Source organism: Methylotenera sp. (assembly GCF_029945535.1).
GTDB lineage: Bacteria > Pseudomonadota > Gammaproteobacteria > Burkholderiales > Methylophilaceae > Methylotenera.
The window spans coordinates 119,355-145,890 of sequence record NZ_JAQSCU010000006.1 but is presented as its reverse complement, the minus strand read 5'-3'; the positions used below and the strand labels follow the sequence as shown (position 1 = coordinate 145,890).

The window sequence follows — 26,536 nt, the reverse complement described above, 5'->3', positions numbered from 1 at the left end:
GTTTTAAGGTTGAATATAGCGCCTTAGAAATATTCATAAAAATGGTGAAGAAAAAGTATTAGTTTTTAAAATGAAACCTTTAGCTGAGATTAATTCACATTTTTCTGACAAGGCGAAGCTTGGTCATTCGAGTTCAGCCTTGTTTGCTTTGCTTTCTTCAAGCCTACTGATACTCACCTGCTATGCGCACCTAGCCTACGCTGATGGCAGTAAAATCGTTAAATGGAAAGACGCAAATGGCGTCACCCATTACGGCGACAAAATGCCAGCGCAAGAATCTGGGCGCAGCAATTCTGTGTTGAATAATCAAGGCACCGTGATTAAAACGAATGAATCTTTTAATCCAAAAGATAACTCTCAAGAAACTGAGAAGCTTTCAGCAGAGCAACAAAGGCAAGATAAAGCCTTGTTAGCGTCTTATTCGTCTGTAGAAGAAATTGATATGGCAGAAAAACGTAACTTAAAGAGTGACGAAGCTGCTTTGCTCACCTTAAGCCAGAATCAAGAAGATAACAAAAAGATGTTGGCCAGCATTTATGCAAAATTTTCTGGTAGAAAAATGCCTAGTCAAGCTACTGAAGATGCTCAAAATTATCAAACGCAAATTACAAAATCAAAATCCCAAATTCTTGCAGTGCAAAATAGTATTGCACAAACAAAAACTCGTTTCAGTCAATATCGGTCTAGGTATATTCAGCTAAAGCCACAATAAAGCTCACGTAAAAATATTAATGTAACAAGTAACGCATAAAAAATGCCGCCTAAGTCCGAAACTTTCTCGGCATTGGCGGCGTTTTAATTTGCGGACTCTGAAAATTAATTTAGCTGAGGTCTTAGCTTAACTTTTTCTTCAGAATATCGTTCACTTGCGCTGGGTTAGCTTTACCTTTTGAGGCTTTCATGGCTTGACCAACTAACGCATTAAACGCTTTTTCTTTACCTGCTTTAAATTCGTCAACCATGGCAGCATTTGCGGCTAATACTTCGTCAATAATCGCTTCAATTGCACCGCTGTCTGACTCTTGTTTTAGGCCTTTGGCTGCGATGATATCGTCAACACTTCCTTCAGCATTCCACAGCGCCTCAAACACTTGCTTGGCGGCGTTATTTGAAATCGTATTGTCGCCAATACGCCTTAACAACTGCGCAAGCTGTTGCGCATTGATGGGTGAGTCAATAATGCTAGTATCAGCTGCATTTAATTTAGCAGCCAATATACCCATTACCCAGTTCGCCGATTGCTTAGCATCCGCACCAGCATCAACGGTTGCAACAAAGTAGTTGGCTAAATCTCGTGAAGTGGTCAGCGCGTTTGAATCATAGCTAGACAATGCATATTCTGCTTCAAAGCGCGCTTTCATCGCCTCTGGCAATTCTGGCATAGTGGCTCTCACCGCATCTTTATCTGCTTCTGAAATCACCAATGGCAACAAATCAGGGTCTGGAAAGTAGCGGTAATCGTTCGCTTCTTCTTTGCTACGCATAGAGCGTGTTTCGCCAGTATCTGGGTTAAACAACACCGTTGCCTGTTGTATCGTTCCGCCATCTTCTAGCGTTTCGATTTGCCAGCGAGTTTCATACTCAATGGCTTGAGTCATAAATTTAAACGAGTTCAGGTTTTTAATCTCACGGCGCGTGCCTAACTTTTCTGTACCTTTAGGGCGCACAGACACATTAACATCGCATCGGAAGCTACCTTCTTGCATATTGCCATCGCAAATGCCTATCCATTGCACTAGCTCATGAAGCTTCTTCGCATAAGCCACAGCTTCAGCCGCTGAGCGCATATCAGGCTCAGTCACGATTTCTAATAATGGCGTACCTGCACGGTTTAAATCAATACCGCTCATGCCTTCAACCGCACCATGCACAGATTTACCTGCATCTTCTTCCAAATGCGCGCGCGTGATATTCACAACCTTTTCATAAGCTGAATTTTTACCAACCGCTGGCACTTGTATTGTGACGGCACCTTTACCAACCACTGGCAACTCAAACTGACTGATTTGATAGCCTTTTGGTAAGTCAGGGTAAAAATAGTTTTTACGTGCAAACACAGAGCGTGGTGCAATATGGGCATTAATCGCCAAACCAAACTTAATGGCGCACTGTACTGCCTCTTTATTCAATACGGGCAGCACGCCTGGCAAGGCGATGCTCACTTCACAGGCTTGAGTATTTGGCTCAGCACCGTATTTGATAGAAGCACCTGAAAAAATCTTAGTGTTTGTTCTTAGTTGAGTGTGAGTTTCTAACCCAATGACGACTTCCCATTCCATTATTTAACTTCCTTTGGCAATACCAGCTCTGGCATTCTTTCGTGCCAATCTGTCACTTGTTGATATTGATGCGCCACATTCAACATACGTGCTTCATCAAAATAATTACCGATAATTTGCAAACCAACTGGTAACGACACGCCATCATCACTTTGTGCAAAGCCGGCAGGTATACTCATGCCCGGTAAGCCAGCCAAATTGGTAGAGATGGTGTAAATATCTTGCAGATACATGGCAACTGGATCATCCACCTTTTCACCCGCTTTAAATGCAGTTGAAGGCGCTGCTGGCCCCATAATCACATCACATTTTTTGAAAGCTTCGACAAAGTCTTGCGCAATCAAACGGCGAATCTGCTGGGCTTTTAGATAATAAGCATCGTAATAACCCGCGCTCAATACATAAGTACCAATCAAGATACGACGCTTTACTTCCGCGCCAAAACCTTCAGCGCGGCTCTTGTTGTACATATCCATCAAGTCTGTATATTCAGCAGCACGGTGTCCGTAACGCACACCATCGTAGCGCGACAAGTTACTTGAAGCCTCAGCTGGCGCCAACACATAGTAAACAGGAATCGATAAGCCCGTATTTGGTAATGAAATATCTACAATTTCAGCGCCTAACTTTTTATATTCTGCAATGGCGGCTTCAATCACTTTACCTACGCTGGCATCTAAACCTTCTGCGAAATACTCTTTTGGCAGACCAACTTTTAAGCCTTGCAGTGGTAAGTTTAAATCACGCGTGTAATCTTCTTTTTCACGATTCAAGCTGGTTGAATCACGTTCGTCAAAACCTGCCATCACGTTCATCATCAGCGCACAGTCTTCAGCGCTTTTTGCCATCGGTCCTGCTTGGTCTAACGAAGATGCAAAGGCAATCATGCCGAAACGTGACACAGCACCATAAGTTGGTTTTAACCCTGTAAAACCGCACAACGAAGCTGGTTGGCGAATTGAACCGCCAGTATCAGTACCCGTTGCTGCCGCACAAAGCCTTGCCGCTACCGCCGCTGCACTACCGCCACTACTTCCGCCCGGCACACGGTCAAAACTCCAAGGGTTTTTAACGCCACCGAAATATGAAGTTTCGTTAGATGAACCCATCGCGAATTCATCCATATTGGTTTTACCCAAATTCACTGCACCTGCCGCATCAAACTGAGTAATGATATGTGCATCATAAGGTGCAATAAAATTGGCGAGCATCTTAGAACCGCAAGTGGTCTGCCAGCCTTTGGCACAAAAAATGTCTTTTTGCGCGATTGGAATACCTGTTAAAGGCGCGGTATTACCAGCCGCGATGCGCGCATCCGCTGCTTTGGCCTGCGCCAATGTTTTACCTTCATCTAGAGCAATATAGGCATTAATACTAGGATTGTATTGCTGAATTCTATCTAGAAAAGTTTGTGTTAATTCAACACTGGAAATCTTCTTCGCTTGGAGCATCTCGCCCAGCTGGCTTAAGCTTAAATTTATAGGGCTACTGTTCATCATATTCAGGTCTTATATTTAAGTGCTTACTCAATTACTTTAGGTACAAGGTACAAACCACCTGCAACCGCTGGTTCAGTTGATCCATTACCTAGTGCAGGCGCGTTTTTCTGAAACTCGTCGCGCAGATTGGTTTTAGTGACGATATCATCACGCAGGCGCTGGCTTAAATCTTGAGAATGCGACATCGGCTCAATGCCAGTGGTATCTACAGCCTGCATTTGCTCAATCAAACCAAGAATTCCTGTCAACTTAGTGAGTGTTGCCGCAGCATCACTTTCGCTCACTTCAATACGTGCTAAATGTGCTACTTTTTTGATGTCTTCAATGCTCAATGCCATGTTTCATTAATCCGAAATTTAATTAGTACATTTTGATGTTCAAAATGAGTCACTTGATATGACTTCTCTTTACAATTAAGTTGCAATCACATCTTAATTTTCAACTCAATATGCGGTATTATACCTGCAATTTACTGACGTCTTAATTGCGCTTAAATATTTACTTAGCGCCCCAAATCGTCATCTTGCATCAAATCACAGGAAAAACACAATGTTCGGTTTTATAACTAGCTATTTTTCAAACGATCTTGCTATTGACTTGGGTACAGCGAACACGCTGATTTACTCTCGCGGCAAAGGCATCGTTCTAGATGAACCATCCGTGGTTGCCATTCGTTTAGAAGGCGGCCCAGGTGGCAAAAAAATTCTACTCGCGGTTGGCGCTGAAGCCAAAGGCATGCTTGGCCGTGCGCCAGCAAATATTCAAGCGATTCGCCCAATGAAAGACGGCGTGATTGCAGACTTCACCATTACTGAGCAAATGCTCAAATACTTTATCCGCCGCGTACATGATGCACGTTGGTTTTCACCTAGCCCACGTATTATTATTTGCGTACCGGTTGGTTCGACTCAAGTTGAGCGCCGTGCGATTAAAGAGTCTGCTGAGCGCGCTGGTGCTAAACAAGTGTTTTTGATAGAAGAGCCAATGGCAGCAGCGATTGGCGCTGGTATGCCAGTTTCAGAAGCAACTGGTTCTATGGTGGTGGATATTGGTGGCGGCACAACTGAAGTGGGTGTAATCTCACTTGGCGGTATTGTTTACGCGAAATCTGAACGTGTTGGCGGTGATAAATTCGACCAAGCGATTATTGATTACATTCGCCGCAATTACGGTATGCAAATTTCTGAGCCAACGGCTGAAAACATCAAGAAAACCATTGGTTCTGCATTCCCAGGTTCAGCCGTGTTAGAAATGGAAGTTACCGGTCGCAATCTTGCAGAAGGTTTGCCACGCAAATTTACGATTTCAAGCAATGAAATTTTAGAAGCGCTGACTGAGCCATTAAATTCAATTGTTGGCGCTGTGAAATCCGCACTAGAACAAACCCCACCAGAGCTAGGTGCTGATATTGCCGAAAAGGGCATGGTATTAACTGGCGGCGGCGCTTTACTGCGTGATTTAGATAGGCTATTGGTGGAAGAAACTGGCTTGCCTGTCATCGTTGCAGAAGATCCTCTGACTTGCGTAGCACGCGGCTGCGGTCAAGCTTTAGAAGAAATGGATAAACTAGGCAGCATCTTCGCCTACGAGTAATAAAGGCTCAATAGCCTTCGTGATGAAGTAAAATTTAGGCCGTGCTATACGGCCTAAATCACATAAGAAGTTAAACTTCTACCTTATAAAGAGAAATTGAATATCGCTTAACCAATGTCACGCCGCTTTAATCACAAACTCGAGCAACAATCCGCCCCAGCATTTTTTGTGCGCGGCCCAAGTCCGCTTGCGCGTTTGGCTTTTTTCTCTGCTCTTTCACTGGCATTAATGGCGGCGGATTCACGCCTAGAATATCTCACGACTGTGCGCCAAAATCTACAAGCGCTGTTGCACCCTTTGCAATTACTGGCTAATGCACCATCACGGCTTTATCGTGATACCACTGAGTACTTTTCAACGCATGAGTACTTACTTAATGAAAATAGAAGCTTAAAAAAGAATGCGCTGAAACAAGCTGTTGAGTTACAAAAACTCAATTCACTTGAGCTGGAAAACAATAACCTTCGCCAATTATTACGAACTAATCAATCGATTGTTGAAACTAGTGTGGCGGCTGAAATTATGCATGTGGGCCGCGATTTATTTACCAAGAAAATCATCGTGAATCGTGGCGCAACACATAACATCGTGGCCGGCGAAGCTGTGGTTGATTCGACTGGTGTGATTGGTCAAGTCACGCGTATCTATCCGCTGAGCAGCGAAGTCACACTTATTACTGATAAATCATTAGCCATTCCAATACAGGTCGAACGTAACGGTCTGCGTGCCATTGCATTTGGACATGGTCGCGACAACACCTTGGATTTACCGTACTTGCCGACCAATGTAGATATTCAACGTGGCGACAAATTGGTGACATCAGGCATAGATGGCGTCTACCCTGCAGGACTAGCTGTTGCGACAGTTTCACAAATTGAAATTACACCCGATTCGCCCTTTGCACGTATTATTTGCGTACCGACTGGCGGTGTAGAAAACCATAAACAAGTGCTTTTAGTCAGCATTCCGCGTATAGCCGAGCCGGTTGAAACGGAAATAATTAGCGCAATTAAACCCGATGCAAAAATCAAAAAATCTGAAATTAAACCCACAGCTGCCAAACCGGTAGCAGCCCAACCTGAAATGACAAAACCTGCTGCAGATAACACGGTGACTGGGAAGCCGAAATTAATACCAGAGGCCAAGCCTACAGTAATCACGCCTCCCAACAATACGAGCAAGCCACATGCCGCCGAGTAAGCTCAAATCCCTTTATCTGTCGCTGATTTTGGCATTTGTATTTTTACTGCTGCCGTGGTCTGGGTTTGCACTAAAAATACGCCCAGATTTTATCTTGCTGGTCATTATTTTTTGGCTAATACGTGCACCAAATTTATGCAACGTAGGCACAGCTTGGTTTCTAGGGCTTTTTGTAGATTTAGCCACAGGTGGAATATTTGGTCAGTTTGCCTTGGCTTACACCATTACAGCATTTTTTGCGGTGACCTATCAGCGCCGCTTAGTATTGTTTAACCACACTCAGCAATTATTTTACGTGTTCTTGCTACTGATGATTTCGCAAATCGTTTTACTCATCATTAAAACCTTCTCTGGTGCAGATGCTTTAGGTTGGAGTTATTTCTTACCAAGTATTATCGGCGTTATATTATGGAGAGTCGCTGTCATTTTTGGCTTAAATACTGGCGGCCGCTCGCGTGGGACTTAATATTTCGATGGCTGCCATTTAATTATGCGCGCTGAACTTAAGAACTTTCAGCATGAGCAATATTACTTTAAGCTGAGATTGGGCTTCACGGCTTTTGTTGTGATAACGCTATTCAGTGTGCTGGCGCTGCGCTTCTCATACTTGCAAATCAAGCAGTACAAACACTATCAAACGCTGGCGGAAAACAACCGCATTTCACTCGTGCCGATTGTGCCTAACCGTGGTTTGATCCTTGATAAAAATGGAGTGGTACTTGCTCATAACTTCTTCGTTTACACCTTAGAGATTACGCCATCCAAGGTCGATGACCTTGAAAAAACCATTTCCGAAGTCAGCAAGTTAGTAGAGGTCAGCTCATTAGACCGCAAACGCTTTAACAAACTTCGCGAAGAAAGCCGCAACTTTGAAAGTGTGCCGATTCGCACACACTTAAATGAAGTAGAAGCTGCAAGTTTTGCAGTTAACCACTACCGGTTCCCAGGGGTGGAAATCAAGTCGCGATTATTTAGACACTATCCACTAGGCAAACTAGGCGCGCATATGGTGGGATACATCGGACGTATCAATGATAAAGATTTAGAAAATCTTGAAAAGAATGGTGACCTGTCCAATTACAAAGGTTCTGACCATGTAGGCAAGAGCGGTATAGAGCAGTTTTATGAGCGTCAACTGCATGGCACCACCGGCTTTCAGCAAGTTGAGATTGATGCCGATGGCCGAGCCGTACGCGTATTATCAAGCACAGCGCCTATACCTGGCAGCAATCTAGTTTTAACGATTGACAGCAAAATTCAGGAGATTGCTGAAACCGCTTTTGGCGAACATCGTGGCGCATTAGTGGCAATTAACCCCAAAACGGGCGAAGTGCTCAGCTATGTTAGTCAGCCAACTTTTGACCCCAATATGTTTGTAGATGGTATCGATGTTGAAAATTGGCGACTACTCAATGATTCCCTGGATAAGCCACTGATCAATCGACCTATACGCGGCATTTATCCACCAGGTTCAACATTCAAGCCATTTGTGGCAATGGCTGGGCTAGAAAATGATAAACGTGTTCCACCTTTTAGCATCAGCGACCCTGGTTATTTTACTTTAGCCAATAGCGTGCATAAGTATAGAGACTGGAAACCATCTGGTCATGGCATGGTAGATATGCAGCGCGCCATCACCATCTCTTGTGATACGTTTTTCTATGGATTGGCGCTGGAATTAGGTATCGACAAGCTGACGAGTTTTGTCCGTCATTTTAATTTTGGCAGGAAAACTGGCATAGACATTCAAGGTGAAAATGAGGGCCTACTACCCACGCCAGAATGGAAAATGCGACGCTTTAAGCAACCTTGGTATCAAGGTGAAACCGTCATTGTTGGCATTGGCCAAGGCTATACTTTAGTGACGCCTCTGCAGCTAGCTCAAGCCACAGCGACATTAGCGAACAATGGCGTGGCAATGAAGCCGCATTTAGTCGCTAAGATTCAAAAAACCATTACCAATGAAACGCAAACGGTACCACTGATTGTGCAAGATACCATTCCACTAAAACCTGAGAATATTGATATTGTTAAACGCGGCATGATTGCGGTCACGCAACCAGGTGGTACCGCCGCTGCTGTAGGTGCAAATGCGCCGTATTCTATTGCTGCAAAAACAGGTACGGCTCAAGTGATTGGCATCAAACAAAATGCAAAATATAATGCTAGCAGCATTGATGAGCGTCATCGTGACCACGCCTTATTTATTGCCTACGCCCCAGCGGAGGATCCAACAATTGCGATAGCAGTCATCGTAGAAAATGGTAATCACGGCGGCACCACTGCTGGGCCAATCGCTAGAAAAGTGATGGATTATTATCTATTAGGCAAAGTACCTGTGCCTGAAATAGCTAAGGACGATAAAAAAGTACCGTCAAAATCACCTAATAATGCATTAGGTACAGCGGCAACTCAACCAGTGCCAGAAGAAGAATTGCATGATTAATCAACTGTTAAAGCAATTTTTTAAACACATCGATCCGTTCCTGATGGTGTGTTTATTTTTCACCCTAATGGTCGGTTTGTTTGTGCTCTATAGCGCATCTGGGCAAAGCGTTGCGCGCATATACGGGCAAGGGATTAACATAGTAGTTGCCTTAAGCTTTATGTGGGTGGCCGCCAATATTGCCCCCAATCAACTTGAGCGGGCGGCTCTGCCACTTTATATTTTTGGCGTACTATTATTAATCGCAGTGGCATTATTTGGCTCGATTAGTCATGGCGCGCAGCGCTGGCTTAACCTAGGTTTTACTAAAATTCAACCGTCTGAAATCATGCGTATTGCCATGCCGATGATGCTTGCTTGGTATTTTTCCAAGCAAGAAGGCAAACCTAAGATGGCTGATTTTGCGATAGGGAGCTTACTATTATTGGTACCCGTCGCGCTGATTATGAAGCAGCCAGACTTAGGCACGTCATTGCTTATTACTGCATCAGGCTTTTACGTATTATTTTTAGCCGGCTTAAGCTGGAAGTTACTGCTAGGTAGCGGAGTATTATTTGCCGCATCAACGCCTATTCTTTGGTCGATGCTGCATGACTATCAACGTAAGCGTATCGAAATTTTACTAGACCCTACACAAGACCCTCTAGGCGCTGGTTACCATACCATACAAGCGATTATTGCAATTGGCTCTGGCGGCACAGCGGGTAAAGGTTGGTTAAATGGTACGCAAGCTCAGTTAGATTTTTTACCCGAGCGGACGACCGACTTTATTTTTGCCGTCTTCGGTGAAGAGTTCGGATTATTGGGTAATTTATTGCTGCTACTATTATTTACTTTGATTATTTTACGCGGCTTAGTCATCGCCTCACAGGCGCAGAGCACTTTTGCGAGACTCTTAGCAGGCAGTATTACGCTGACTTTTTTCACCTATGCATTTGTGAATATGGGCATGGTAAGCGGCATTTTACCTGTGGTGGGTGTACCATTACCATTAATTAGCTATGGCGGAACTTCCATGGTGACGCTTTGCCTTAGTCTAGGTATTCTAATGAGCATACATACACACAAAAAATTGGTAGCCACTTAATGAATTTCAATATTACTAACCATCAATTGCTGCGCGCTCGCTTATTCATACTGGTAATGACTGCACTGTTAGCGGCTTGCGGAGAAAATCCTCCACTCAAATCTACCCCTAAAGTGCCGACAGCTTCTGCTCCAGCAAAACAATCCCCAACTGCACCTAACAACGAATCCACGACAAAAACTGAGCCTAAACCAGGCTCAGGTGGTTATTACTTAGATGATGGTCCAGGTGAAAATGCACCAGCGAATATAGACAGCATTCCCAGTGCTACATTAAAAACGGAACAGCCTTACAAGCGTGCAAATAAGCCATATTCAGCACTAGGTCAGCAATACACGCCTATGACTAGTTACGTTCCGTATAAAAAACAAGGCGTTGCCTCATGGTATGGCAAGCGTTTTCATGGCAAAAAAACCTCAACAGGTGAAGTGTATGACATGTACGCCATGACTGCCGCACATACCATTTTGCCGATTCCTAGCTATGCAAAAGTCACGAACCCTGCGAATGGGCGCTCTGTCATAGTACGCATTAATGACAGAGGGCCGTTTAAACGTGATCGACTGATTGATTTATCTTATGCCGCCGCTTATCAATTGCGCTTGATTAAACAAGGCAGTGGCTTGGTAGAAGTAGAAACGATAGACACCAGCCTAGAAGCTTTGCGAAAGGCTCCAGCTGACTCATCAATTCAAACGGCTGCCACATCTCAAAATATATTGCCTGAAAACATACCGCCAAGCAATACCATGCCTGCTGCAAAGACTACTGCGATGGAAGCAACACCAACGGTAACACCTGCAATCACGACTGCTGCTACCAGCACACTAAACTCACAATTCTATGTTCAAGCGGGTGCTTTTAAGAGTGAAGCGAATGGCGATTTATTACAGAAAAAAATCCAAAGTTTGGATTTGGGCGAAAATGTAGGAGTAGCTAACGTGTATAATAGTGGCCTGTATCGCGTAAAGCTTGGGCCATATGCAAGTAGATCTGAAGCCGATGTTTCAGCTGCAAATATCCGCAGACAATTAAACATTGCCGCACACGTCACCAATTAATCAACATCATCAAAACATAATTACATGCAAAAACTAACTAGTACTCCATTCAAAAATCTTTTATGCGCTTTTGTGCTCAGTGCAACGGCGATGGCTATTTCGTCTACAGCGCAGGCTGAAAGTGCACAAATTGCACCGCCGCCAAACCTAGCGGTTAAAGCCTATTTACTTAAAGATTTTAATAGCAATTATGTAATCGCATCACAAAATAGCAGCATGCGCATTGAACCTGCCTCACTGACTAAAATCATGACTGCATACTTGGCCTTTAAAGCACTCAAAAATGGTCACCTCTCACTAACACAAACGCTACCAGTCAGCGAATTGGCGTGGAAAGTTGAAGGCTCAAAAATGTTTATTGAGCCTAATAAGCCTGTAACAGTGGATGAGCTTTTACACGGTACGATTATTCAATCTGGCAACGATTCTTCTATCGCACTGGCTGAAGGTATTGCAGGTACTGAGCCACAGTTCGCAGATATGATGAACAAGGAAGCCGCACGATTAGGCATGAAAAATACACACTATATGAATGCGACTGGCTTGCCAGATGCTCAGCACTTCACTACTGCCGACGATTTAGCAACGCTAGCTACAGCATTGATACGTGACTTCCCTGACCAATATCAGCGTTTATACTCAGTCAAAGAATATACCTACAACAAAATCACCCAGCCAAATCGCAATCGCTTGCTATGGTCAGATCCAAACGTAGATGGCATGAAAACTGGTCATACCGAAACTGCAGGCTATTGTTTAATTGCATCAGCAAAACGTGATGGTAATCGTCGTATTTCTGTGGTGCTAGGCGCGCCAACAGACTCAGCACGTGCAAGCGAAAGTCAAAAGCTACTTAATTATGGTTTTCAATACTTTGATTCAAAATTAGTCTACAAACAAGGTCAAAGCATAAATCAGCTTAAAGTATGGAAAGGTACTGAAAATCAATTAGCTTCAACTGTAGCTAATGATTTATTTGTCACCATTCCAAAAGGTGACTACGCCAACGTTAAGGCGGTGATGTCTAGTACTCAACCACTGATTGCCCCTATTAAAAAAGGTCAAGTAATCGGCAGTGTGAAATTCACACTCAATGGCAAAGTAATAGAAGAGCGCAGCTTAGTGGCCGCGAAGTCTATCGATGGCGCGGGTATTTTAGGGCGCGCTTGGGATTCAATTAAACTGTTAATGCAATAAATATCATTGCAAATTTACTGAGCTCAACATCATGGCTGACATAGAACCACACACCGCCCCCCCACTCATTGACTTTCCAACGGACTTCCCTATTAAAGTCATGGGGAAGACTGAAAGCCAATTTCCCGATACTGTGATTTTGCTTATTCAAACAACCGTGCCGACGTTCAACCCTGAAAACATTGAATCCAGAATAAGTTCTTCTGGCAAATATACCAGTCTCACCTGCACCGTGCGTGTCGAATCACAAGCGCAATTAGACGACATTTATCGCCTAATCAGTGCGCACCCACTGGTTAAATTTGCACTTTAAAACTAACACTTAATTTTTTAAAGTAATTTCACCAGACTAAAACCAATGACTGTGCAGCAACCTTTCTTAATCAGGCAGCTAGGTCTTACTGATTTTGAAACTACATGGCATGCGATGCAAAAGTTTACGGCAGAGCGCACTGAAAATACGCCTGATGAGCTATGGTTAACTGAACACTCGGCTGTATATACACTGGGGCTGAATCGCAAAAATGTGCGCTTACCCATTCGAGATGATATTCCATTAGTGCCTACTGACCGAGGTGGGAAGATCACTTATCACGGACCTGGTCAGGTAATTATTTACGTTCTATTTGACCTAAAACGGAATAACCTCAATATTAGAAAACTGGTGAGCCTGCTAGAAAATACCGTCGTAGAGCTACTGGATACTTTCGGTAAAAAGGCTGTTGCAAAAGCCGATGCTCCCGGCGTATATGTTGAAGAAGCTAAAATTGCCTCGCTGGGATTACGCATCAAAAATAATTGCTGTTATCATGGCTTAAGTTTAAATATAAACATGGACTTATCACCGTTCAAAGCCATCGACCCATGTGGCTACGTGGGCTTAAAAGTCACACAAACTAAAGATTTAGGCATTAACGCCAATTTTGAAATAATAAGGGAGTTGTTACTCAACATCCTAATGAAGAATCTTGGCTTACAAAAAACTTAGCAAATGGAAATACAAATGACTGATGTAAGAACATCAAAAATCGCTGGTGTAAAAGAAATTGATAGCGCGAAAACTTCGCGCATTCCTATCAAAATCATTCCGATGCCCATGCTGCGCAAGCCTGAGTGGATACGCATGAAAGCGCCTGATTCTGCGCGCTATCAAGAGATTAAGAAAATTCTGCGGGAGAATAATCTTCATACTGTATGTGAAGAAGCTAGTTGCCCAAACATCGGCGAATGCTTTAGTGGCGGCACTGCTACTTTTATGATTTTGGGTGATATTTGCACGCGTCGTTGTCCATTTTGCGATGTTGCGCACGGCAAACCACTGCCACCAGATGTGAACGAACCTGAGAACTTAGCACGCACGATTGCCCAAATGAAGCTCAAGTACGTTGTGATTACCAGCGTAGACCGCGATGATTTAAAAGATGGTGGCGCGCAACACTTTGTAGATTGTATACGGGCCGTGCGTGCGCAATCACCCAATATTAAAATTGAAATCCTTGTACCGGATTTTCGTGGTCGTTTAGATGTTGCCATGCAAATTCTGCGCAATGCACCGCCTGATGTCATGAATCACAATCTTGAGACAATTCCTCGCCTGTATAAGCAAGCAAGGCCAGGCTCGGACTATCAAAACTCATTACAGCTATTAAAAACCTTTGGCGAGATGTATCCTGATGTACCAACAAAGTCAGGCTTAATGCTAGGCTTAGGAGAAACTGACGAAGAGATTCTAGAAGTCATGGCAGATTTACGTGCACACAACGTCAGTATGTTAACCTTAGGTCAATATTTACAACCTAGCGTGCATCACTTACCTGTTATGCGCTATGTAGAACCTGCATCATTTGAAAAATTAAAAGAAAAAGCTGATGCGATGGGCTTTAATAATACGGCTAGTGGCCCCATGGTAAGAAGCAGCTATCACGCTGACGTTCAAGCGCATGAAGTCATTTAATAAGCTAGATAAAAGAAAATGCACACGTCGCGATGACAGAGTAGCCTAAACTAGATACCGAAAAGAGATTCTATGGTTCCACATTTAACAACCGCGCTCAATGGCCCTTTACTTAGCTTAGAAAAAAGCATGCTTGATGCCATGCCGAAAATCGAACATTGGTTTCGCTCGCAATGGCTAGAATATTCATCACCGTTTTATGCCAGCGTAGATTTACGCAACTCTGGCTTCAAATTGGCGCCTGTTGATACTAATTTATTCCCCGGCGGTTTTAATAACCTCAATCCTGATTTCTTACCTTTAAGTGTTCAAGCCGCGATGATTGCGGTTGAGAAGGTCTGCCCAGAAGCGCATCGACTGCTGATTATTCCTGAAAATCATACACGTAACACTTACTACTTACGCAATGTGGTTGAGCTTGTGAATATCATGAAGCAAGCGGGTCTTGACGTAAGAGTTGGCTCTATTTCTCCCGAGATTACTGAACCTACCAAGCTAGAAACTCATGATGGTCATACGCTTTTATTAGAGCCTGTTGTGCGCGTAGGCAACCGCATTAAACTCATCAACGAAGAGCTTGGCGACTTTGATAGCTGTGCGATTTTGCTTAACAATGACCTGTCTGCCGGCATTCCTGCAATACTTGAAAATCTTGAACAGAATTTAATCCCGCCGCTACATGCAGGCTGGAGTACGCGCCGTAAGTCGCAACATTTTGCTGCATACAACCGCGTGGCAAGTGAGTTTTCTGCCCTACTTGGTATTGATGAATGGTTGTTAAACCCATACTTTGATACCTGCGGTGAAATTGACTTTCACGCGCGGACTGGCGAAGAATGCCTTGCACTTAAAGTAGAAGAGTTACTGGCAAAGATCAAAATTAAATATGCACAATACGGCGTAACGCAAGAACCATTTGTCATTGTAAAAGCCGATGCAGGTACTTATGGCATGGGCATTATGACGGTTAAATCACCCGATGATGTACGCGATCTAAATCGCAAAGCACGCAATAAAATGTCTGTCGTAAAAGAAGGTTTGCAAGTCTCAGAAGTGATTATTCAAGAGGGCGTTTATACCTTTGAGAGTATCAACGATGCGGTTGCAGAGCCTGTCGTATATATGATGGACCATTTTGTAATCGGTGGCTTCTACCGTGTACATACAGGTCGCGGCATAGATGAAAACCTCAATGCGCCAGGCTCACAATTTGTGCCATTAGCTTTCGAAAAGCCATGTACTACACCCGACTGTGCAGGAGCGCCAGATGCAGCCCCTAATCGCTTTTATGCTTACGGCGTAGTAGCGCGTTTAGCTTTACTTGCCGCAGCTATTGAGTTGCAAGAACAAGATCCGCTTAACCAATAAAGCATGTCATTATGAAACTAGCCTTTATTTTGGATCCACTCGAGAACCTCAAAAGTTACAAAGACACCAGTTTAGCCATCATGCGTGAGGCGAGCCTGCGTGGACATGAGCTGTTTGTCAGTATGCAGCATGAGCTTTTTTTACGCGGCGCAACAGCAAGAGTTAGCGCAAAGAGATTCATTTTTACTGAGCAAAGCTACATATTAGAAGAAGCGATTGAATACGCGCCAGCAGACTTTGATGGCATTATCATGCGCAAAGATCCGCCATTTGATAACGAGTATCTATACAGCACCTATTTACTTGAAATTGCAGCTAATCAAGGCGCAAAGGTTTATAACAAACCTAGCGCAATCCGCAGTTGGAATGAAAAGCTATCTGTTACCCGGTTTCCACAATTTGCACCAGAGTTTCTAGTCACCGCCAATAATGATTTAATCCGAGAGTTTCTAATTACTCACCAAGATATAGTCGTTAAACCGCTTGATGGTATGGGTGGCAGTAGCATATTCAGGCTAAGTTTGACTGACCCCAATATCAGTGTGATACTAGAAACCATTACTGACTTCGGCAAACGCACGATTATGGCACAGCGTTATTTACCTGCAATTTTACAAGGCGATAAGCGTATCATTGTGATTGATGGTGTTCCTCTACCATACTCATTAGCACGCATCCCTAAAGCTGGTGAAACACGTGGAAATTTGGCCGCTGGTGGCACTGGTGTTGCACAATTACTTAGTGAACGTGATTTAGAAATCGCCACAACCGTAGGTAAAGTACTTAAAGCTGAAGGTTTATTTCTAGTGGGCTTAGACGTGATTGGTGAGCATCTAACCGAAATCAATGTCACTAGCCCCACAGGCATGGTAGAAATCGCCAAACAAACCAGCCATTTACCTCAGCCCTGCAACCCTGCCAGCATTATGATAGATGCTCTGGAGCGGCATGCCGCATTTTAAATGCGCAAACCATACGTCATCATTGCTCTAGTTGCTGCCCTTGTATTTGGCGCTTATCTGCTATCGCGCGAAGAGCCGCTTTACCACACACAAAGTTATGTTTTTGGCACTTTAGTCGATATTAGTATTTACGATGAAGATGATGAGCGCGCACGTTCACTCTCCAACCATATACTGCAAGACTTCCAAAGTCTGCATAACCGCTTACATGCATGGAAACCAATCTCTGAAGGCAAACCGAGCGAGTTAGGCCAACTCAATTCGACATTCGAGCGTGGCCGTATGCTAACAAATATTAGTCCAGACTTAGTTGCCATTTTAGTTGATGCCAAAGTGTTATCAGTTAAATCGCATGGTCTATTTAACCCTGCTATAGGTCATTTAATCGGCACTTGGGGCTTTCAGCGCGATGAATTTAGTGCCGTTGATGTTAATGATAGAAAAATCAAAAAACTCGTCAAATCTAGCCCAAGTATGAACGACATCGTGCTTGAAAATAATACGGCATATAGTAAAAACTCTGCGGTAAAACTTGATCTAGGTGGCTATGCAAAAGGCTATGCTCTAGACCTTGCAGCTAATTATTTACGCAAACAGCATGTGAATAATGCATTAATTAACATAGGCGGCAACATTATTGCGATAGGCAAGCATGGCGACAAGCCTTGGCGAGTAGGTATACAGCACCCGCGCGCGCCCACAGCGATTGCCACTGTCGATTTACCCGATGGCTGGGCGGTAGGCACTTCTGGCGATTACCAGCGCTACTTTATGTTGAAGGGTAAACGTTACTGTCATATCATCGACCCTCGCACAGGCTACCCAGCTCAGCACACGCAATCAGTCACCGTACTAGTAGCTCCACAACCTGCTAATCAGTCACAAGCAGGTGTATTGTCAGACGTAGCATCAAAACCAATTTTTATAGAATCGCCTCAAAATAGAAGTAAAGCTGCTCGTGAGTTAGGTATAGAAAACTTCATGGTCATTGATGATCAAGCCAATATCTTTGTTTCGACAAATATGGTGAAAAAACTCAATTGGCTAAGTCCCAATGTTAAATTCGCCACACTGCAATAACTTACGCGCCCAGCTTAAAAGCCTTACTCAAGAATTTCTGGCTGGCGACTGGTTGGTACTAATAGCCAGCATCTTATGTGTCATTTATTTGTTTCAAACATTGTGGACTAATGAACACGCAGCTAAAGTGCAAATCAGACTGGGCGATAAGATTTACGCTACTTACAGCCTAAACCAACAACGTGAGATTCATGTACATGGGAAACTAGGTGATGCTACTATCAGCATCGCGCAAGGCAAGGCAAGGTTTTCAAAATCACCCTGTCATACGCAATACTGCGTGCATCAAGGCTGGTTAACGCACGCAGGGCAAGCCGCCATTTGTCTACCCAACCAAATCAGTTTGGAGCTACTTGGTGAAACTAAACCCTACGATACGCTTAATTATTAGCCTCGACGCCGAGCAAATACCTTGAAAATCACGCAGATTCAAAGCACTGAAGACGACCACCGAATTGCTAAACTTGCAGCGATTGCAATCGCATTACACATGGTTGAAGCTGTTATCCCATCACCATTACCAGGCGTAAAACCCGGCATCGCCAATATTGTGACCTTATATGTACTATACCAATACGGCTTTGCAACCGCCGCATGGGTAAGTATATTGCGAGTGTTTGCTAGCAGCTTGCTATTAGGGCAGTTTTTATCACCTACATTCGTATTAAGCTTAAGTGGCGCGTTGCTAAGCTTATGTGCTCTATGGCTAGCGATGCACCTACCAAAAAAATGGTTCAGCCCTGTTTCTTTAAGTATAGTTGCAGCCTTCGCGCATATTGCAGGGCAACTAATCGTTGTGCGCTTATGGTTGATTCCTAATGCTGGGGTGAGTTATTTAATACCAATGTTTGCTGCTGCGGCCTTATTTTTTGGGTTAGTCAACGGGCTCATTGCGAAAAAGCTTATTAAAATTGAAGCAACAAATTACTTACATCTCTAATGCAATCTCAATATAACTATCTACCTCAATACCATTTTTTTTTGCAGGAATAAATGTAAGATTTTTGACCTGCTCTTCAATTTTTGTATAAAAAAGCTGAGGTTTTTTACCTTCAATTAAGTTAACGACTTTGTCCACGCTGCCATTTTTATTAATAAAAACTCCTAATTGATACACTTCCAATAATTTATATTCACTTATTGGAGACTCTATGCCGTGCTGGGGAATTGCACTCATATCAACTTCACTAACTTTGTAATACTGCTTAAGCTCCTCAGTTCCACTGATATCACTATGAGCTAAGCCCACTAGAGGGTGAGTATGTTCACCTTGCGGTTTTATTGGGAGACTGCTATTAAGTCCCGTATGCATATCATCACCGATATTGCTTTTGTTATTAAGCTCTTGCTTATTTTGTGAGGGTAGAGGCTTAGTCAAAAACCCAACTTGGAGTGCAGGAGCGCTCAAGCTGGATATTAGTAACTTACCTCTCAAATCTCTTTTAGAGAAATTTGAATTTTTAGCCATTGATAAATTAAATATTAAAATTACATGTGCAAATACAGATACCAATAATGCTGTCAATAATTTATTTCTCATCTATATCTTGATCTAATCAGACAATAAACTAATCTGAGGTAGGAAGCTCACGCCAATTTAATTGAGTGAATGGTGAGGCGCCACCGAGATCAACGATTGTTGTATCTCGCTGACCATCTGAACGACTAACTCCAGATTGTGCTGTCTTACCTCCGTCTAACGAGAAAAAGTCATTTGAGGTAGCCATGCCTGAACCGGCAATAAATCCGACTACAGAACCACCAACACTAAGTCTAGATTTACCATTACCATAAGTAACTGCAAACTTTTGATAGTTCCCTGAAGGATTACATGCGTCACCAGCTAACGAGTTTGCGACAAATGAAACTACACCCGCGGAGCTTATAATATCAACATTGAGTCTATTTGGTGAGCTTCCACTGCTACCTAAATCAATATAGTAGCCCATTGGCTTAGTAGCATCCACAACCACACCTGTAGTAGCCAGTGTGTTGGTATTATCAACCAGTAGCCCACGTGAAACAGGATATGAACCACCTGATGGTAATGTGCTAGCACTAAATGGTTGATATTTGTTGCCATCTAATAGCGCATAAAAAGTTTGTGTTTGGGTACTATTAATATCACTATCTGCCAGAATACGGCCAGTTCCCACAAAAACATAACGTTTCGAAGTTTTCTTATCAACCTCAATTAAGGGCGGTGTCGTAATTGGCTGATTGGCACCAAAAGCTGCTATTCTGGTTGGTGCTGATATGGTTGTATTGCTAGCAAGGTCTAAGCGCCACACATTACCTAAGTTATCTCCAGCATAAACTGCATCTATGATTGGATTTCTAACATCTGCCATATAAGCGCCAAGATGAGCTAAACCTGCGTCATTCGTAGTGTCACCTACACCTGTTGAAATTGGGGGTTCAAATAAAGCACCTGTTTTTGGATTAATTAAGAAAAAGTAACCTTTACCATCAGCGTTGTTATATCCAGAGGTAATTATTACGGTCCAGCCATACTTTGCAGTTTTCGCAACTATCGCTTTGCCGTATGAATACCCCATATTTTTATGGGTGAACTCCCACAAAACCTTACTACTTAAGCTGGCCTCGCTAGTAATTCCTGCAGGGTTAGTTATGTCTAAAGCGTAATATGCCTTACCACCTTTACCTAAACCTCCAATTAAAATTGTGTGCCAGTCAGCGGTACCAGTACCAAAATCCACATCATATTTTACTGGAGTGGCATCTACATAATATCTATGTGCATATGAAGGATTTGCGAGAAAACCAATACCATTATCATAAGGAGTATTGGTTGGGCCTTTAATAACTGCATTAGGCACGTAGGCAAACAGCTCGTTGCCGCCCGTAGGCACACCATTAAATGCGTGTAGCATTCCATCATTGGCACCAACATACGCAACAGTAGATCGATTGGCGTAGGTAGCTTTAAATGCTGCGTAGCCAGGAGTAAATTCATCAGTAAATTGAGCACGTGGTGGACCTACAGCAATTACTTTAGAGTTTACAATGTCTCCTAATACACTAGTGCGAGTTCTAAAACTTTTCGTACCTAGTGACCCTGTATTGCTTGCATCCCCACGCAAAAAATTTACTGCATTTGCTTGATCTGTAGCTACAGCAGAGAAATTTGACAATAAAGATACCAAATTTGCAGGTCTAAAAAGAGTACCAACGCAATTCTGTGTATCATCAGTGCCAACCGTACAAGTTGATGTAGCTATTTTTCTTGCTGTATCCCATCCACTACCTGCAACTTGCGCATCTAATTTTGCCGAGGCATCCCATGCTTTGGTTTCTACCGCAGCACCATTAGCGATTGATACTACGTTACCCACCACATTGCCTGTCCAAGCATCTGTTTTATATGCCGTTGCAAAGCTCATGCTACCCGCACTTACCAGAGGGCTAATGACCGCAAAAGTATTTGATGATCCTGTTATTTTACTTAAAATATCTGCAAAAGCTTTATCCAAGCCTGCCAACATAGCCGCTGGATTATTAGCTCTGTAGTAATTATCTGGATCTCCATCCCCATTTTTGTCCCATGTCGTAACCGCGGGCATCACTGCAGTCGGGCTGTATGGATCGAATCCAACTGGCACATCAAAACCACCGAATTTTGCTGTTAAATAAAATTGATTAAACCGATTTCCACCATCATTTCTGAAACCACTTTCCAATACATCTAGCCAGTAAGTGGTAACAGTTTGATTGCCACTAAAGTCTGGCCGAATGTCACGCGTATGTAAATCATAAGCAATACCAGCCATGTAATAGCGGGCTTGGCCTGCACCAGTATTAAAGTTACTTAAAGGCGAAGGTGTCCCTTGCAAATCACCTACTTTATTTGTCGCTGTTGCCACATTTAGATTGTTGACTAAAGCTGTTGCTGCAGCGGACATATCGCCGTTTCCTAAATCTGCGGTAACCTCTGCTGGAATAGCAGGTTCAGCAGTTCCACGCGATGTACTGCCTGGCAAATTTGCATCATTCCAAGAGTTGGTATCACCAATACCAATAATAAAATTGGCTTGGCATGAGTATTTTATTGGGTCGTTCCATGCTGTAATCACAGGAAAACCATCAATCATTGCTGGTGTTAGATTGTTTGTGTAGCTTGATACATTACCCTTATTTCTATAATATCGACTTACTGTATAGAGCAACTCACTTACGGGGTCAAGAGTCTTATAACTGCCTGCAGTCAATCCAAATTTGTTTAAATAATTAATCACACCACTATTAGCGACGCCACTTGCAGCTGCATCGACAGGGTCTGGGTTTGTATTAAATATACCCGTCGCAGCATCCCATTCAGAGTTTGGGTTAACGATATCCACACCACCAGGAACAGCAACCGATGGGCCTAATGGTGCCATTTTAGCTCTTAGCACGCCGCCATCCCTTGCGGCGGCGGCATCGTTTAGATAACCAAATGCCGCAAAATTTAACTTTTTAGAGTTTTTCTGAATTTGGCCTGTTGGCTTATAATTTCCATTAGGATATTGAGTACAATTACTTTCCAATCGGCCTGCAACACACACATTTGCGCGAGCATAAAACTCGTAAATATTAGTAGTGGCTGGAGCCACTGGAATTGTGGCAACTGCAGTTGTGCCAATTTCCACACCAGCATTACTTAAGTTACCAGTTCCTGTAATTCTGAACCTTTTACCAAGCCCGTTAATTCTTACATTCACAGATGTCCAAGTAAAAGGTGTATATAAATTAGCATTAGCTGCAATTGATGGGCTATTCACACCGCCACCTTGGCCTGATGCGTAAGCCTTTTCTAAAACTGTTAAAGCTGCTGTATCTACACTTCTATGCCCACCCGTTAAGGCTTTTCTTAATGGATCTATAGTCTGCGTTAACGCATAATTAAGAAAATTTCCGCTCCAAGCAGTATTGGCGGGGCACTGGTGATTTGCTGCAAGCGCAGCTCTAGGAACAAAGTAACGTAGCTCCGTGTCTACATCACCTTTATAGTCATAACATTTTGTATTATCAAAATAACCAATATAATTGGCTGCATTATCATAGGCGCCTTGATATGCGGAGCCAAGCGGCGTAGGAAATTCTGCGGAAATAGTAATTGCCACGTTACCCTGAACGGAATTTCCAGTTAATAAAGGCTTATCGGCTAAATCAGTAGCAGCAATCGAAAGTAATGGTAGCGTTAAGGTAGAAACTGCAAGTAATCTTTTAATGTGTTTAAACATAATATTCTCGATATAAACTGATTAAATAGTAAAAGTAGATTGTATAAATGATTCTGTATTCTTGGGGCCAGTAGCGCGTATGCTTATTCGGTATACTGGCATATCCGGCCCAGGAAGTTTAGTCTCGCAAGTACCTACATTACAGCCGTCGTCTGTACCAGCTTTACTAACAGTACATTTACCTGTTGAGACTGCGCCAGTCGCTAAGCACATGCGGTCTATAACATATCGAATGGTTATACCAGCCGCTGCGTTAGTAATATTGTTATTAGGGAAGGTCGTATCAAAACCATCTGTATCCAACAAAATATTTGGAATACCCTTTGCATTACTAGCTTGAATGGTGGCATAGTAATTATTAGCTAGACTGTCAGTCTCTTTAGCTGCGCTTGATGAAAGCGCACCAGCCTCAAACCGAGCCCGAATGACAGGGAGACTTCTTTCCGCTTGATTTACGACATCTCTTTTGTAAGCTAAGCTACCTGCTATCAATAGATTGGTGTCTGTTGAGCGAATTAATGCCACACTGGCTATTAGCATAATGACCAAAGCCACTAATGTAATAAAAAGCACCACGCCTGACTGCTTTTTAGCACGAGATAAGTTGTTTTTTTGTAAATTAGTCATCATTTAATTTTTACATTTAATTATGTGAAATTGCCTTGCTTAACAGGTAATTTAATTGCCTAAAGCACCGCTTAGCACCAAAGTGTTACGTAGTGGCACAGCAGCTTCAAAAGCACGATAACGGTAAGTTGTAGGGTTTAAATTTACAGTGACGGGTACTGAGTCACTGAATAGTGTTAGTGTTGTATTGCTAACAGCATGTGCTGGCCCACCGCTAACGGCCTCACGCTCCAATAAAGATGTGCGCATGACTACCCCAATTTTAATCGCCCTAATTCTTTGCAACGCTGCATTGGCTGCTAATGAACCATTTAATAAATTGACTGCTGAGAATGCGCCTGTAGGTGCAACCCACGTTAATGTTGAGGTAGTAGGGTTTGTATCTACGCCATAAAGTGCATGTATCTGGTAGACACCATCAACATAAATAGCGGGATTAGGAGCGGCGCTTCCTGCGTTTACGGGTTGCATGAGGTCATACTTCATTAAATTAAAGTTACTACCATTTGCGGCGACTGCAAACATATTTAGATTTGGCGCTTGGCCTAAATTAACTGCTTGTGCCGTTGCAGTAAAACTTGTGGCCGATGTCCCGTTGACCGAAGCGGAATTGTAAGCACCTAATAAAGGCACCGCACTTCCATTAGCCACTGGAGTAAAAGTTGATGCCACCTGCTGCATCAAGCAAGGGGAGATATTTGTCGCGGTATGATCAGCTAACAACAAGACATCATTTGCTCTCATCCCAGCCTGATTTACTAATTGAAGAGTTGCAGCAGTTGCTGGCGATGAGAAGGCACTGGGCAATTCACCTAAGCCTGCAGTTCCTGCCATGGTCACAATAACATCTCCACCCGCACCTGCTGCGCCGTCAAAGATTATTACAGGGGCGACTCTAACGACACCATTGACAGCATTAAAGGGAGCTGGGAAAGATGCTGCTGGCGTAAGCTGCGACCCACTAAGCGCCATATCAAGCCTACATCCATAGGTAAAGTTAGCACCAATTTGATCCCCACCTCCCGTAAATCCACTCCCTGCACTTCTGATTTGCTTATCTAATTGATATATTGCATAACTACCAGCCTGATTAATGTCATTTAATGATGTGGTTGTTCTTTTTCTGCCTTCGTTAACATTTAATACGTTATATACAACTAGCGACATAAGTAAACCTATTATCAAACCTACCATAAGCTCTATTAATGAGAAGCCCCGCTGCTTCGAGGATTGCGGCTTAACCAAATATGTATTGAAGATGTTTTTCATTAAATTAAATTCCTGAGCGATGACTTTACTACTTCAGCTTCAAAGCTTTTGAGTTACCAGTTAATTAACAAATACGGTTGTTTCGTATCTATTATCATTTTCTGTAGCAGCTTTACTTGGCGACCTCCAGGTGATAGTAATTGTTGCCAAACCATTTACATCAGCCACATTGCCATTTGCATTAGGCAGTATTGAGTTCTGCACTCTTGTTTGCCAAGCAGCTATATCAACAGTTAGATTTGCTTGCCTGCTAATATTTCTTGCCCACATTTGCGAAACCATATCGTTAGCTAAAATTGATGCGACAGCTCGATCTTGAGAGCTCATTGAATTTTGTGTTGAGATAGACTGCATGCCCACGAGCCCTAAAACTCCAAAAGCAAAAAGCAGTATAGAGATCAACACTTCTAAGAGTACCGAGCCAGAGTTGTTCTTTCTTAAATTGTTATATTTATTGTTCACATCAACACCCATCAGCAGCAGTTACTATACTTTTACTTGGATCACACATTCTGACGCTACCCGCACTACTAACAACAACTCTTAGCGGCCTAGTACCTTTAGAATTTGTGATGTTATAGTTAACCGCGCTCCCACTATTAACAAGTCTACCGATTGAATTGAATCTAATTTCAGCTACATCTGCTGTCACAACAACAGAGCCACCTTCACCATTTAATGCAGCACCCTGCAAATAACCATCAGCATCAGCTTGCGTTGGCACAACTACTCTGACCCCCCAATTACTGCCAACTGTTGCAGCAGCGGCTGTTGCAGAAGGTTGCACATTAGTTACAAAGAAAGCCACTTGGCGCCCTTTATTAACAGCTTCCGCTTGTGCTAATCGAACACCATTTTGCAATGATTCAGCAATTGTTCTTGTTTTAGAGTCTTGAATCCAAGTACTAAAACTTGGAATTGCATACGCAGCCATTATTCCGAACACAGCAACTGTCACCATTAGCTCTATGAGAGAAAATCCAGAATTCTTATTAAAATTTTTCATATAATTTCTTGAATAGTTCAGCTGTAGATTAGCAAGTACCACCCTTTTTAGTAATCCAACATGCAGTGGTCGCCGCACCCCATCCAGGCTTAACACTTACGGTTCTTTGAGTGTTCGCTTGGTCAATACTATATGTAAAAAGTGCAACCACACCACTACCTGTGGCAGTAACTGTATAAGTTGTAGGAGCTACATTTGAGCAAGCAAAAGTAAATTTTCCAGCTGATGCTATAGTCTGATTGCAGGGCGATATGAAAGTACCTGAATCATCATATCTGCGATTGTCCTGAAAATGCTGCTCCATTTTAGCCCGCATAGCCATAAGAGTACTTGTAGCATCAGGCAAGCTGGCTCTTATGACATAGTCGCTATATTGAGGAATAGCAATCGCTGCCAAAATACCTATGATAGCGACGGTAATCATTAGCTCAATTAAAGTAAAGCCATTTTGTAAACTATTAGATAGTGATCTAAATTGGATTTTTTTATTGCAGTTCATTTTACTTCCCCTTTTTACTTAAGTGCATCATGCTCACATGCCTTTCGAAAGTCTAGTAACAACCGACAATCGGCGAAGTAAGCAGGATAAGCGGCTGTTTATTGATACTTAAAATCAGAAAAATCAATAAAGTGACGTCGAAATAAGCAAAAATGCAAAATATCAT

General features: G+C 42.9%; 26 protein-coding genes. 16 read left to right on the top strand and 10 right to left on the bottom strand.

The window, feature by feature from the left end; all coding sequences use genetic code 11:
• The first annotated feature begins 70 nt into the window (after nucleotides 1-70).
• Nucleotides 71-712: a DUF4124 domain-containing protein gene (locus PSU72_RS01775; protein WP_300430056.1), complete on the top strand. Its 642-nt coding sequence runs from the start codon at nucleotides 71-73 to the stop codon at nucleotides 710-712.
• Nucleotides 713-833: 121 nt separating this feature from the next.
• Here PSU72_RS01775 and gatB read toward each other — a convergent pair whose 3' ends face one another.
• Genes gatB through gatC form a run of 3 tightly spaced genes read right to left on the bottom strand, consistent with a single transcriptional unit; the run spans nucleotide 834 to nucleotide 4,116 of the window.
• Nucleotides 834-2,279, bottom strand: coding sequence for an Asp-tRNA(Asn)/Glu-tRNA(Gln) amidotransferase subunit GatB (gene gatB / locus PSU72_RS01770; RefSeq protein WP_300430054.1), 1,446 nt, complete (start codon nucleotides 2,277-2,279; stop codon nucleotides 834-836).
• Complete coding sequence (gene gatA, locus PSU72_RS01765; protein WP_300430052.1) at nucleotides 2,279-3,778, bottom strand: Asp-tRNA(Asn)/Glu-tRNA(Gln) amidotransferase subunit GatA; 1,500 nt, start codon at nucleotides 3,776-3,778, stop codon at nucleotides 2,279-2,281. The genes gatB and gatA overlap by 1 nt, the downstream gene beginning before the upstream one ends.
• A 23-nt stretch (nucleotides 3,779-3,801) precedes the next feature.
• On the bottom strand, nucleotides 3,802-4,116 hold the full coding sequence (gatC, locus tag PSU72_RS01760; protein ID WP_300430050.1) for an Asp-tRNA(Asn)/Glu-tRNA(Gln) amidotransferase subunit GatC: 315 nt from the start codon (nucleotides 4,114-4,116) through the stop codon (nucleotides 3,802-3,804).
• 211 nt (nucleotides 4,117-4,327) lie between these two features.
• On the opposite strand from gatC, the gene PSU72_RS01755 reads away from it, so the two are divergent.
• The 15 genes from PSU72_RS01755 (at nucleotide 4,328) to PSU72_RS01685 (ending at nucleotide 18,666) form a co-directional block, all read left to right on the top strand.
• Nucleotides 4,328-5,371 carry a rod shape-determining protein gene (locus tag PSU72_RS01755; RefSeq protein ID WP_013149265.1) on the top strand — a complete coding sequence of 348 codons (1,044 nt, stop codon included), beginning with the start codon at nucleotides 4,328-4,330 and terminating at the stop codon, nucleotides 5,369-5,371.
• Nucleotides 5,372-5,485: 114 nt separating this feature from the next.
• Nucleotides 5,486-6,571: a rod shape-determining protein MreC gene (gene mreC, locus PSU72_RS01750; protein ID WP_300430047.1), complete on the top strand. Its 1,086-nt coding sequence runs from the start codon at nucleotides 5,486-5,488 to the stop codon at nucleotides 6,569-6,571.
• A complete protein-coding gene (mreD, locus tag PSU72_RS01745) occupies nucleotides 6,558-7,037 on the top strand; it encodes a rod shape-determining protein MreD (RefSeq protein ID WP_300430045.1) in 480 nt (159 codons plus the stop codon). The genes mreC and mreD overlap by 14 nt, the downstream gene beginning before the upstream one ends.
• A gap of 24 nt (nucleotides 7,038-7,061) precedes the next feature.
• On the top strand, nucleotides 7,062-9,017 hold the full coding sequence (gene mrdA, locus PSU72_RS01740) for a penicillin-binding protein 2 (protein ID WP_300430044.1): 1,956 nt from the start codon (nucleotides 7,062-7,064) through the stop codon (nucleotides 9,015-9,017).
• The gene (gene rodA / locus PSU72_RS01735; protein WP_300430042.1) at nucleotides 9,010-10,104 is read left to right on the top strand and encodes a rod shape-determining protein RodA; all 1,095 of its coding nucleotides are present in this window, start codon (nucleotides 9,010-9,012) and stop codon (nucleotides 10,102-10,104) included. Before mrdA ends, rodA begins: the two co-directional genes overlap by 8 nt.
• On the top strand, nucleotides 10,104-11,165 hold the full coding sequence (locus PSU72_RS01730; RefSeq protein ID WP_300430041.1) for a septal ring lytic transglycosylase RlpA family protein: 1,062 nt from the start codon (nucleotides 10,104-10,106) through the stop codon (nucleotides 11,163-11,165). The genes rodA and PSU72_RS01730 overlap by 1 nt, the downstream gene beginning before the upstream one ends.
• Nucleotides 11,166-11,189: 24 nt before the next feature.
• Nucleotides 11,190-12,362, top strand: coding sequence for a D-alanyl-D-alanine carboxypeptidase family protein (locus tag PSU72_RS01725; protein ID WP_300430040.1), 1,173 nt, complete (start codon nucleotides 11,190-11,192; stop codon nucleotides 12,360-12,362).
• Between the two features lie 31 nt (nucleotides 12,363-12,393).
• Nucleotides 12,394-12,675: a DUF493 domain-containing protein gene (locus PSU72_RS01720; RefSeq protein ID WP_300430039.1), complete on the top strand. Its 282-nt coding sequence runs from the start codon at nucleotides 12,394-12,396 to the stop codon at nucleotides 12,673-12,675.
• Nucleotides 12,676-12,720: 45 nt separating this feature from the next.
• Nucleotides 12,721-13,350: a lipoyl(octanoyl) transferase LipB gene (gene lipB / locus PSU72_RS01715; protein WP_300430037.1), complete on the top strand. Its 630-nt coding sequence runs from the start codon at nucleotides 12,721-12,723 to the stop codon at nucleotides 13,348-13,350.
• A gap of 15 nt (nucleotides 13,351-13,365) precedes the next feature.
• Nucleotides 13,366-14,316 carry a lipoyl synthase gene (gene lipA, locus PSU72_RS01710; protein ID WP_013149275.1) on the top strand — a complete coding sequence of 317 codons (951 nt, stop codon included), beginning with the start codon at nucleotides 13,366-13,368 and terminating at the stop codon, nucleotides 14,314-14,316.
• 72 nt (nucleotides 14,317-14,388) lie between these two features.
• Nucleotides 14,389-15,684: a glutamate--cysteine ligase gene (gene gshA / locus PSU72_RS01705; RefSeq protein WP_300430035.1), complete on the top strand. Its 1,296-nt coding sequence runs from the start codon at nucleotides 14,389-14,391 to the stop codon at nucleotides 15,682-15,684.
• A gap of 11 nt (nucleotides 15,685-15,695) precedes the next feature.
• Nucleotides 15,696-16,646, top strand: coding sequence for a glutathione synthase (gshB, locus tag PSU72_RS01700; RefSeq protein ID WP_300430033.1), 951 nt, complete (start codon nucleotides 15,696-15,698; stop codon nucleotides 16,644-16,646).
• Nucleotides 16,647-17,726 carry an FAD:protein FMN transferase gene (locus PSU72_RS01695; protein WP_300430031.1) on the top strand — a complete coding sequence of 360 codons (1,080 nt, stop codon included), beginning with the start codon at nucleotides 16,647-16,649 and terminating at the stop codon, nucleotides 17,724-17,726.
• Nucleotides 17,701-18,117, top strand: a complete 417-nt coding sequence (locus PSU72_RS01690; protein WP_300430029.1) for a NusG domain II-containing protein — start codon at nucleotides 17,701-17,703, stop codon at nucleotides 18,115-18,117. The genes PSU72_RS01695 and PSU72_RS01690 overlap by 26 nt, the downstream gene beginning before the upstream one ends.
• Before the next feature lie 21 nt (nucleotides 18,118-18,138).
• The gene (locus PSU72_RS01685; protein ID WP_300430028.1) at nucleotides 18,139-18,666 is read left to right on the top strand and encodes a Gx transporter family protein; all 528 of its coding nucleotides are present in this window, start codon (nucleotides 18,139-18,141) and stop codon (nucleotides 18,664-18,666) included.
• Here PSU72_RS01685 and PSU72_RS01680 read toward each other — a convergent pair.
• From PSU72_RS01680 to PSU72_RS01650, 7 genes are read right to left on the bottom strand one after another with little or no spacing between them, the layout of a single operon-like run.
• Nucleotides 18,655-19,266, bottom strand: a complete 612-nt coding sequence (locus tag PSU72_RS01680; protein ID WP_300430026.1) for a hypothetical protein — start codon at nucleotides 19,264-19,266, stop codon at nucleotides 18,655-18,657. The two genes, PSU72_RS01685 and PSU72_RS01680, sit on opposite strands and share 12 nt — an antisense overlap.
• Nucleotides 19,267-19,294: 28 nt before the next feature.
• Nucleotides 19,295-22,969 carry a PilC/PilY family type IV pilus protein gene (locus tag PSU72_RS01675; protein ID WP_300430024.1) on the bottom strand — a complete coding sequence of 1,225 codons (3,675 nt, stop codon included), beginning with the start codon at nucleotides 22,967-22,969 and terminating at the stop codon, nucleotides 19,295-19,297.
• 21 nt (nucleotides 22,970-22,990) lie between these two features.
• Nucleotides 22,991-23,599 carry a hypothetical protein gene (locus tag PSU72_RS01670; RefSeq protein ID WP_300430022.1) on the bottom strand — a complete coding sequence of 203 codons (609 nt, stop codon included), beginning with the start codon at nucleotides 23,597-23,599 and terminating at the stop codon, nucleotides 22,991-22,993.
• Between the two features lie 48 nt (nucleotides 23,600-23,647).
• Entirely contained in the window at nucleotides 23,648-24,865 is a 1,218-nt protein-coding gene (locus tag PSU72_RS01665) for a PilW family protein (protein ID WP_300430020.1), read from the bottom strand.
• A gap of 60 nt (nucleotides 24,866-24,925) precedes the next feature.
• Nucleotides 24,926-25,327, bottom strand: coding sequence for a hypothetical protein (locus PSU72_RS01660; RefSeq protein ID WP_300430018.1), 402 nt, complete (start codon nucleotides 25,325-25,327; stop codon nucleotides 24,926-24,928).
• A gap of 1 nt (nucleotide 25,328) precedes the next feature.
• The gene (locus PSU72_RS01655; RefSeq protein WP_300430017.1) at nucleotides 25,329-25,871 is read right to left on the bottom strand and encodes a GspH/FimT family pseudopilin; all 543 of its coding nucleotides are present in this window, start codon (nucleotides 25,869-25,871) and stop codon (nucleotides 25,329-25,331) included.
• 28 nt (nucleotides 25,872-25,899) lie between these two features.
• Nucleotides 25,900-26,370, bottom strand: a complete 471-nt coding sequence (locus tag PSU72_RS01650) for a type IV pilin protein (protein ID WP_300430015.1) — start codon at nucleotides 26,368-26,370, stop codon at nucleotides 25,900-25,902.
• Between the last annotated feature and the right edge of the window lie 166 nt (nucleotides 26,371-26,536).

Coding starts and splice junctions, on each gene's coding strand:
- PSU72_RS01775 (WP_300430056.1), top strand. CDS start 71: ATGAAACCTTTAGCTGAGATTAATTCACATTTTTCTGACAAGGCGAAG.
- gatB (WP_300430054.1), bottom strand. CDS start 2,279: ATGGAATGGGAAGTCGTCATTGGGTTAGAAACTCACACTCAACTAAGA.
- gatA (WP_300430052.1), bottom strand. CDS start 3,778: ATGATGAACAGTAGCCCTATAAATTTAAGCTTAAGCCAGCTGGGCGAG.
- gatC (WP_300430050.1), bottom strand. CDS start 4,116: ATGGCATTGAGCATTGAAGACATCAAAAAAGTAGCACATTTAGCACGT.
- PSU72_RS01755 (WP_013149265.1), top strand. CDS start 4,328: ATGTTCGGTTTTATAACTAGCTATTTTTCAAACGATCTTGCTATTGAC.
- mreC (WP_300430047.1), top strand. CDS start 5,486: ATGTCACGCCGCTTTAATCACAAACTCGAGCAACAATCCGCCCCAGCA.
- mreD (WP_300430045.1), top strand. CDS start 6,558: ATGCCGCCGAGTAAGCTCAAATCCCTTTATCTGTCGCTGATTTTGGCA.
- mrdA (WP_300430044.1), top strand. CDS start 7,062: ATGCGCGCTGAACTTAAGAACTTTCAGCATGAGCAATATTACTTTAAG.
- rodA (WP_300430042.1), top strand. CDS start 9,010: ATGATTAATCAACTGTTAAAGCAATTTTTTAAACACATCGATCCGTTC.
- PSU72_RS01730 (WP_300430041.1), top strand. CDS start 10,104: ATGAATTTCAATATTACTAACCATCAATTGCTGCGCGCTCGCTTATTC.
- PSU72_RS01725 (WP_300430040.1), top strand. CDS start 11,190: ATGCAAAAACTAACTAGTACTCCATTCAAAAATCTTTTATGCGCTTTT.
- PSU72_RS01720 (WP_300430039.1), top strand. CDS start 12,394: ATGGCTGACATAGAACCACACACCGCCCCCCCACTCATTGACTTTCCA.
- lipB (WP_300430037.1), top strand. CDS start 12,721: ATGACTGTGCAGCAACCTTTCTTAATCAGGCAGCTAGGTCTTACTGAT.
- lipA (WP_013149275.1), top strand. CDS start 13,366: ATGACTGATGTAAGAACATCAAAAATCGCTGGTGTAAAAGAAATTGAT.
- gshA (WP_300430035.1), top strand. CDS start 14,389: ATGGTTCCACATTTAACAACCGCGCTCAATGGCCCTTTACTTAGCTTA.
- gshB (WP_300430033.1), top strand. CDS start 15,696: ATGAAACTAGCCTTTATTTTGGATCCACTCGAGAACCTCAAAAGTTAC.
- PSU72_RS01695 (WP_300430031.1), top strand. CDS start 16,647: ATGCGCAAACCATACGTCATCATTGCTCTAGTTGCTGCCCTTGTATTT.
- PSU72_RS01690 (WP_300430029.1), top strand. CDS start 17,701: ATGTTAAATTCGCCACACTGCAATAACTTACGCGCCCAGCTTAAAAGC.
- PSU72_RS01680 (WP_300430026.1), bottom strand. CDS start 19,266: ATGAGAAATAAATTATTGACAGCATTATTGGTATCTGTATTTGCACAT.
- PSU72_RS01675 (WP_300430024.1), bottom strand. CDS start 22,969: ATGTTTAAACACATTAAAAGATTACTTGCAGTTTCTACCTTAACGCTA.
- PSU72_RS01670 (WP_300430022.1), bottom strand. CDS start 23,599: ATGATGACTAATTTACAAAAAAACAACTTATCTCGTGCTAAAAAGCAG.
- PSU72_RS01665 (WP_300430020.1), bottom strand. CDS start 24,865: ATGAAAAACATCTTCAATACATATTTGGTTAAGCCGCAATCCTCGAAG.
- PSU72_RS01655 (WP_300430017.1), bottom strand. CDS start 25,871: ATGAAAAATTTTAATAAGAATTCTGGATTTTCTCTCATAGAGCTAATG.
- PSU72_RS01650 (WP_300430015.1), bottom strand. CDS start 26,370: ATGAACTGCAATAAAAAAATCCAATTTAGATCACTATCTAATAGTTTA.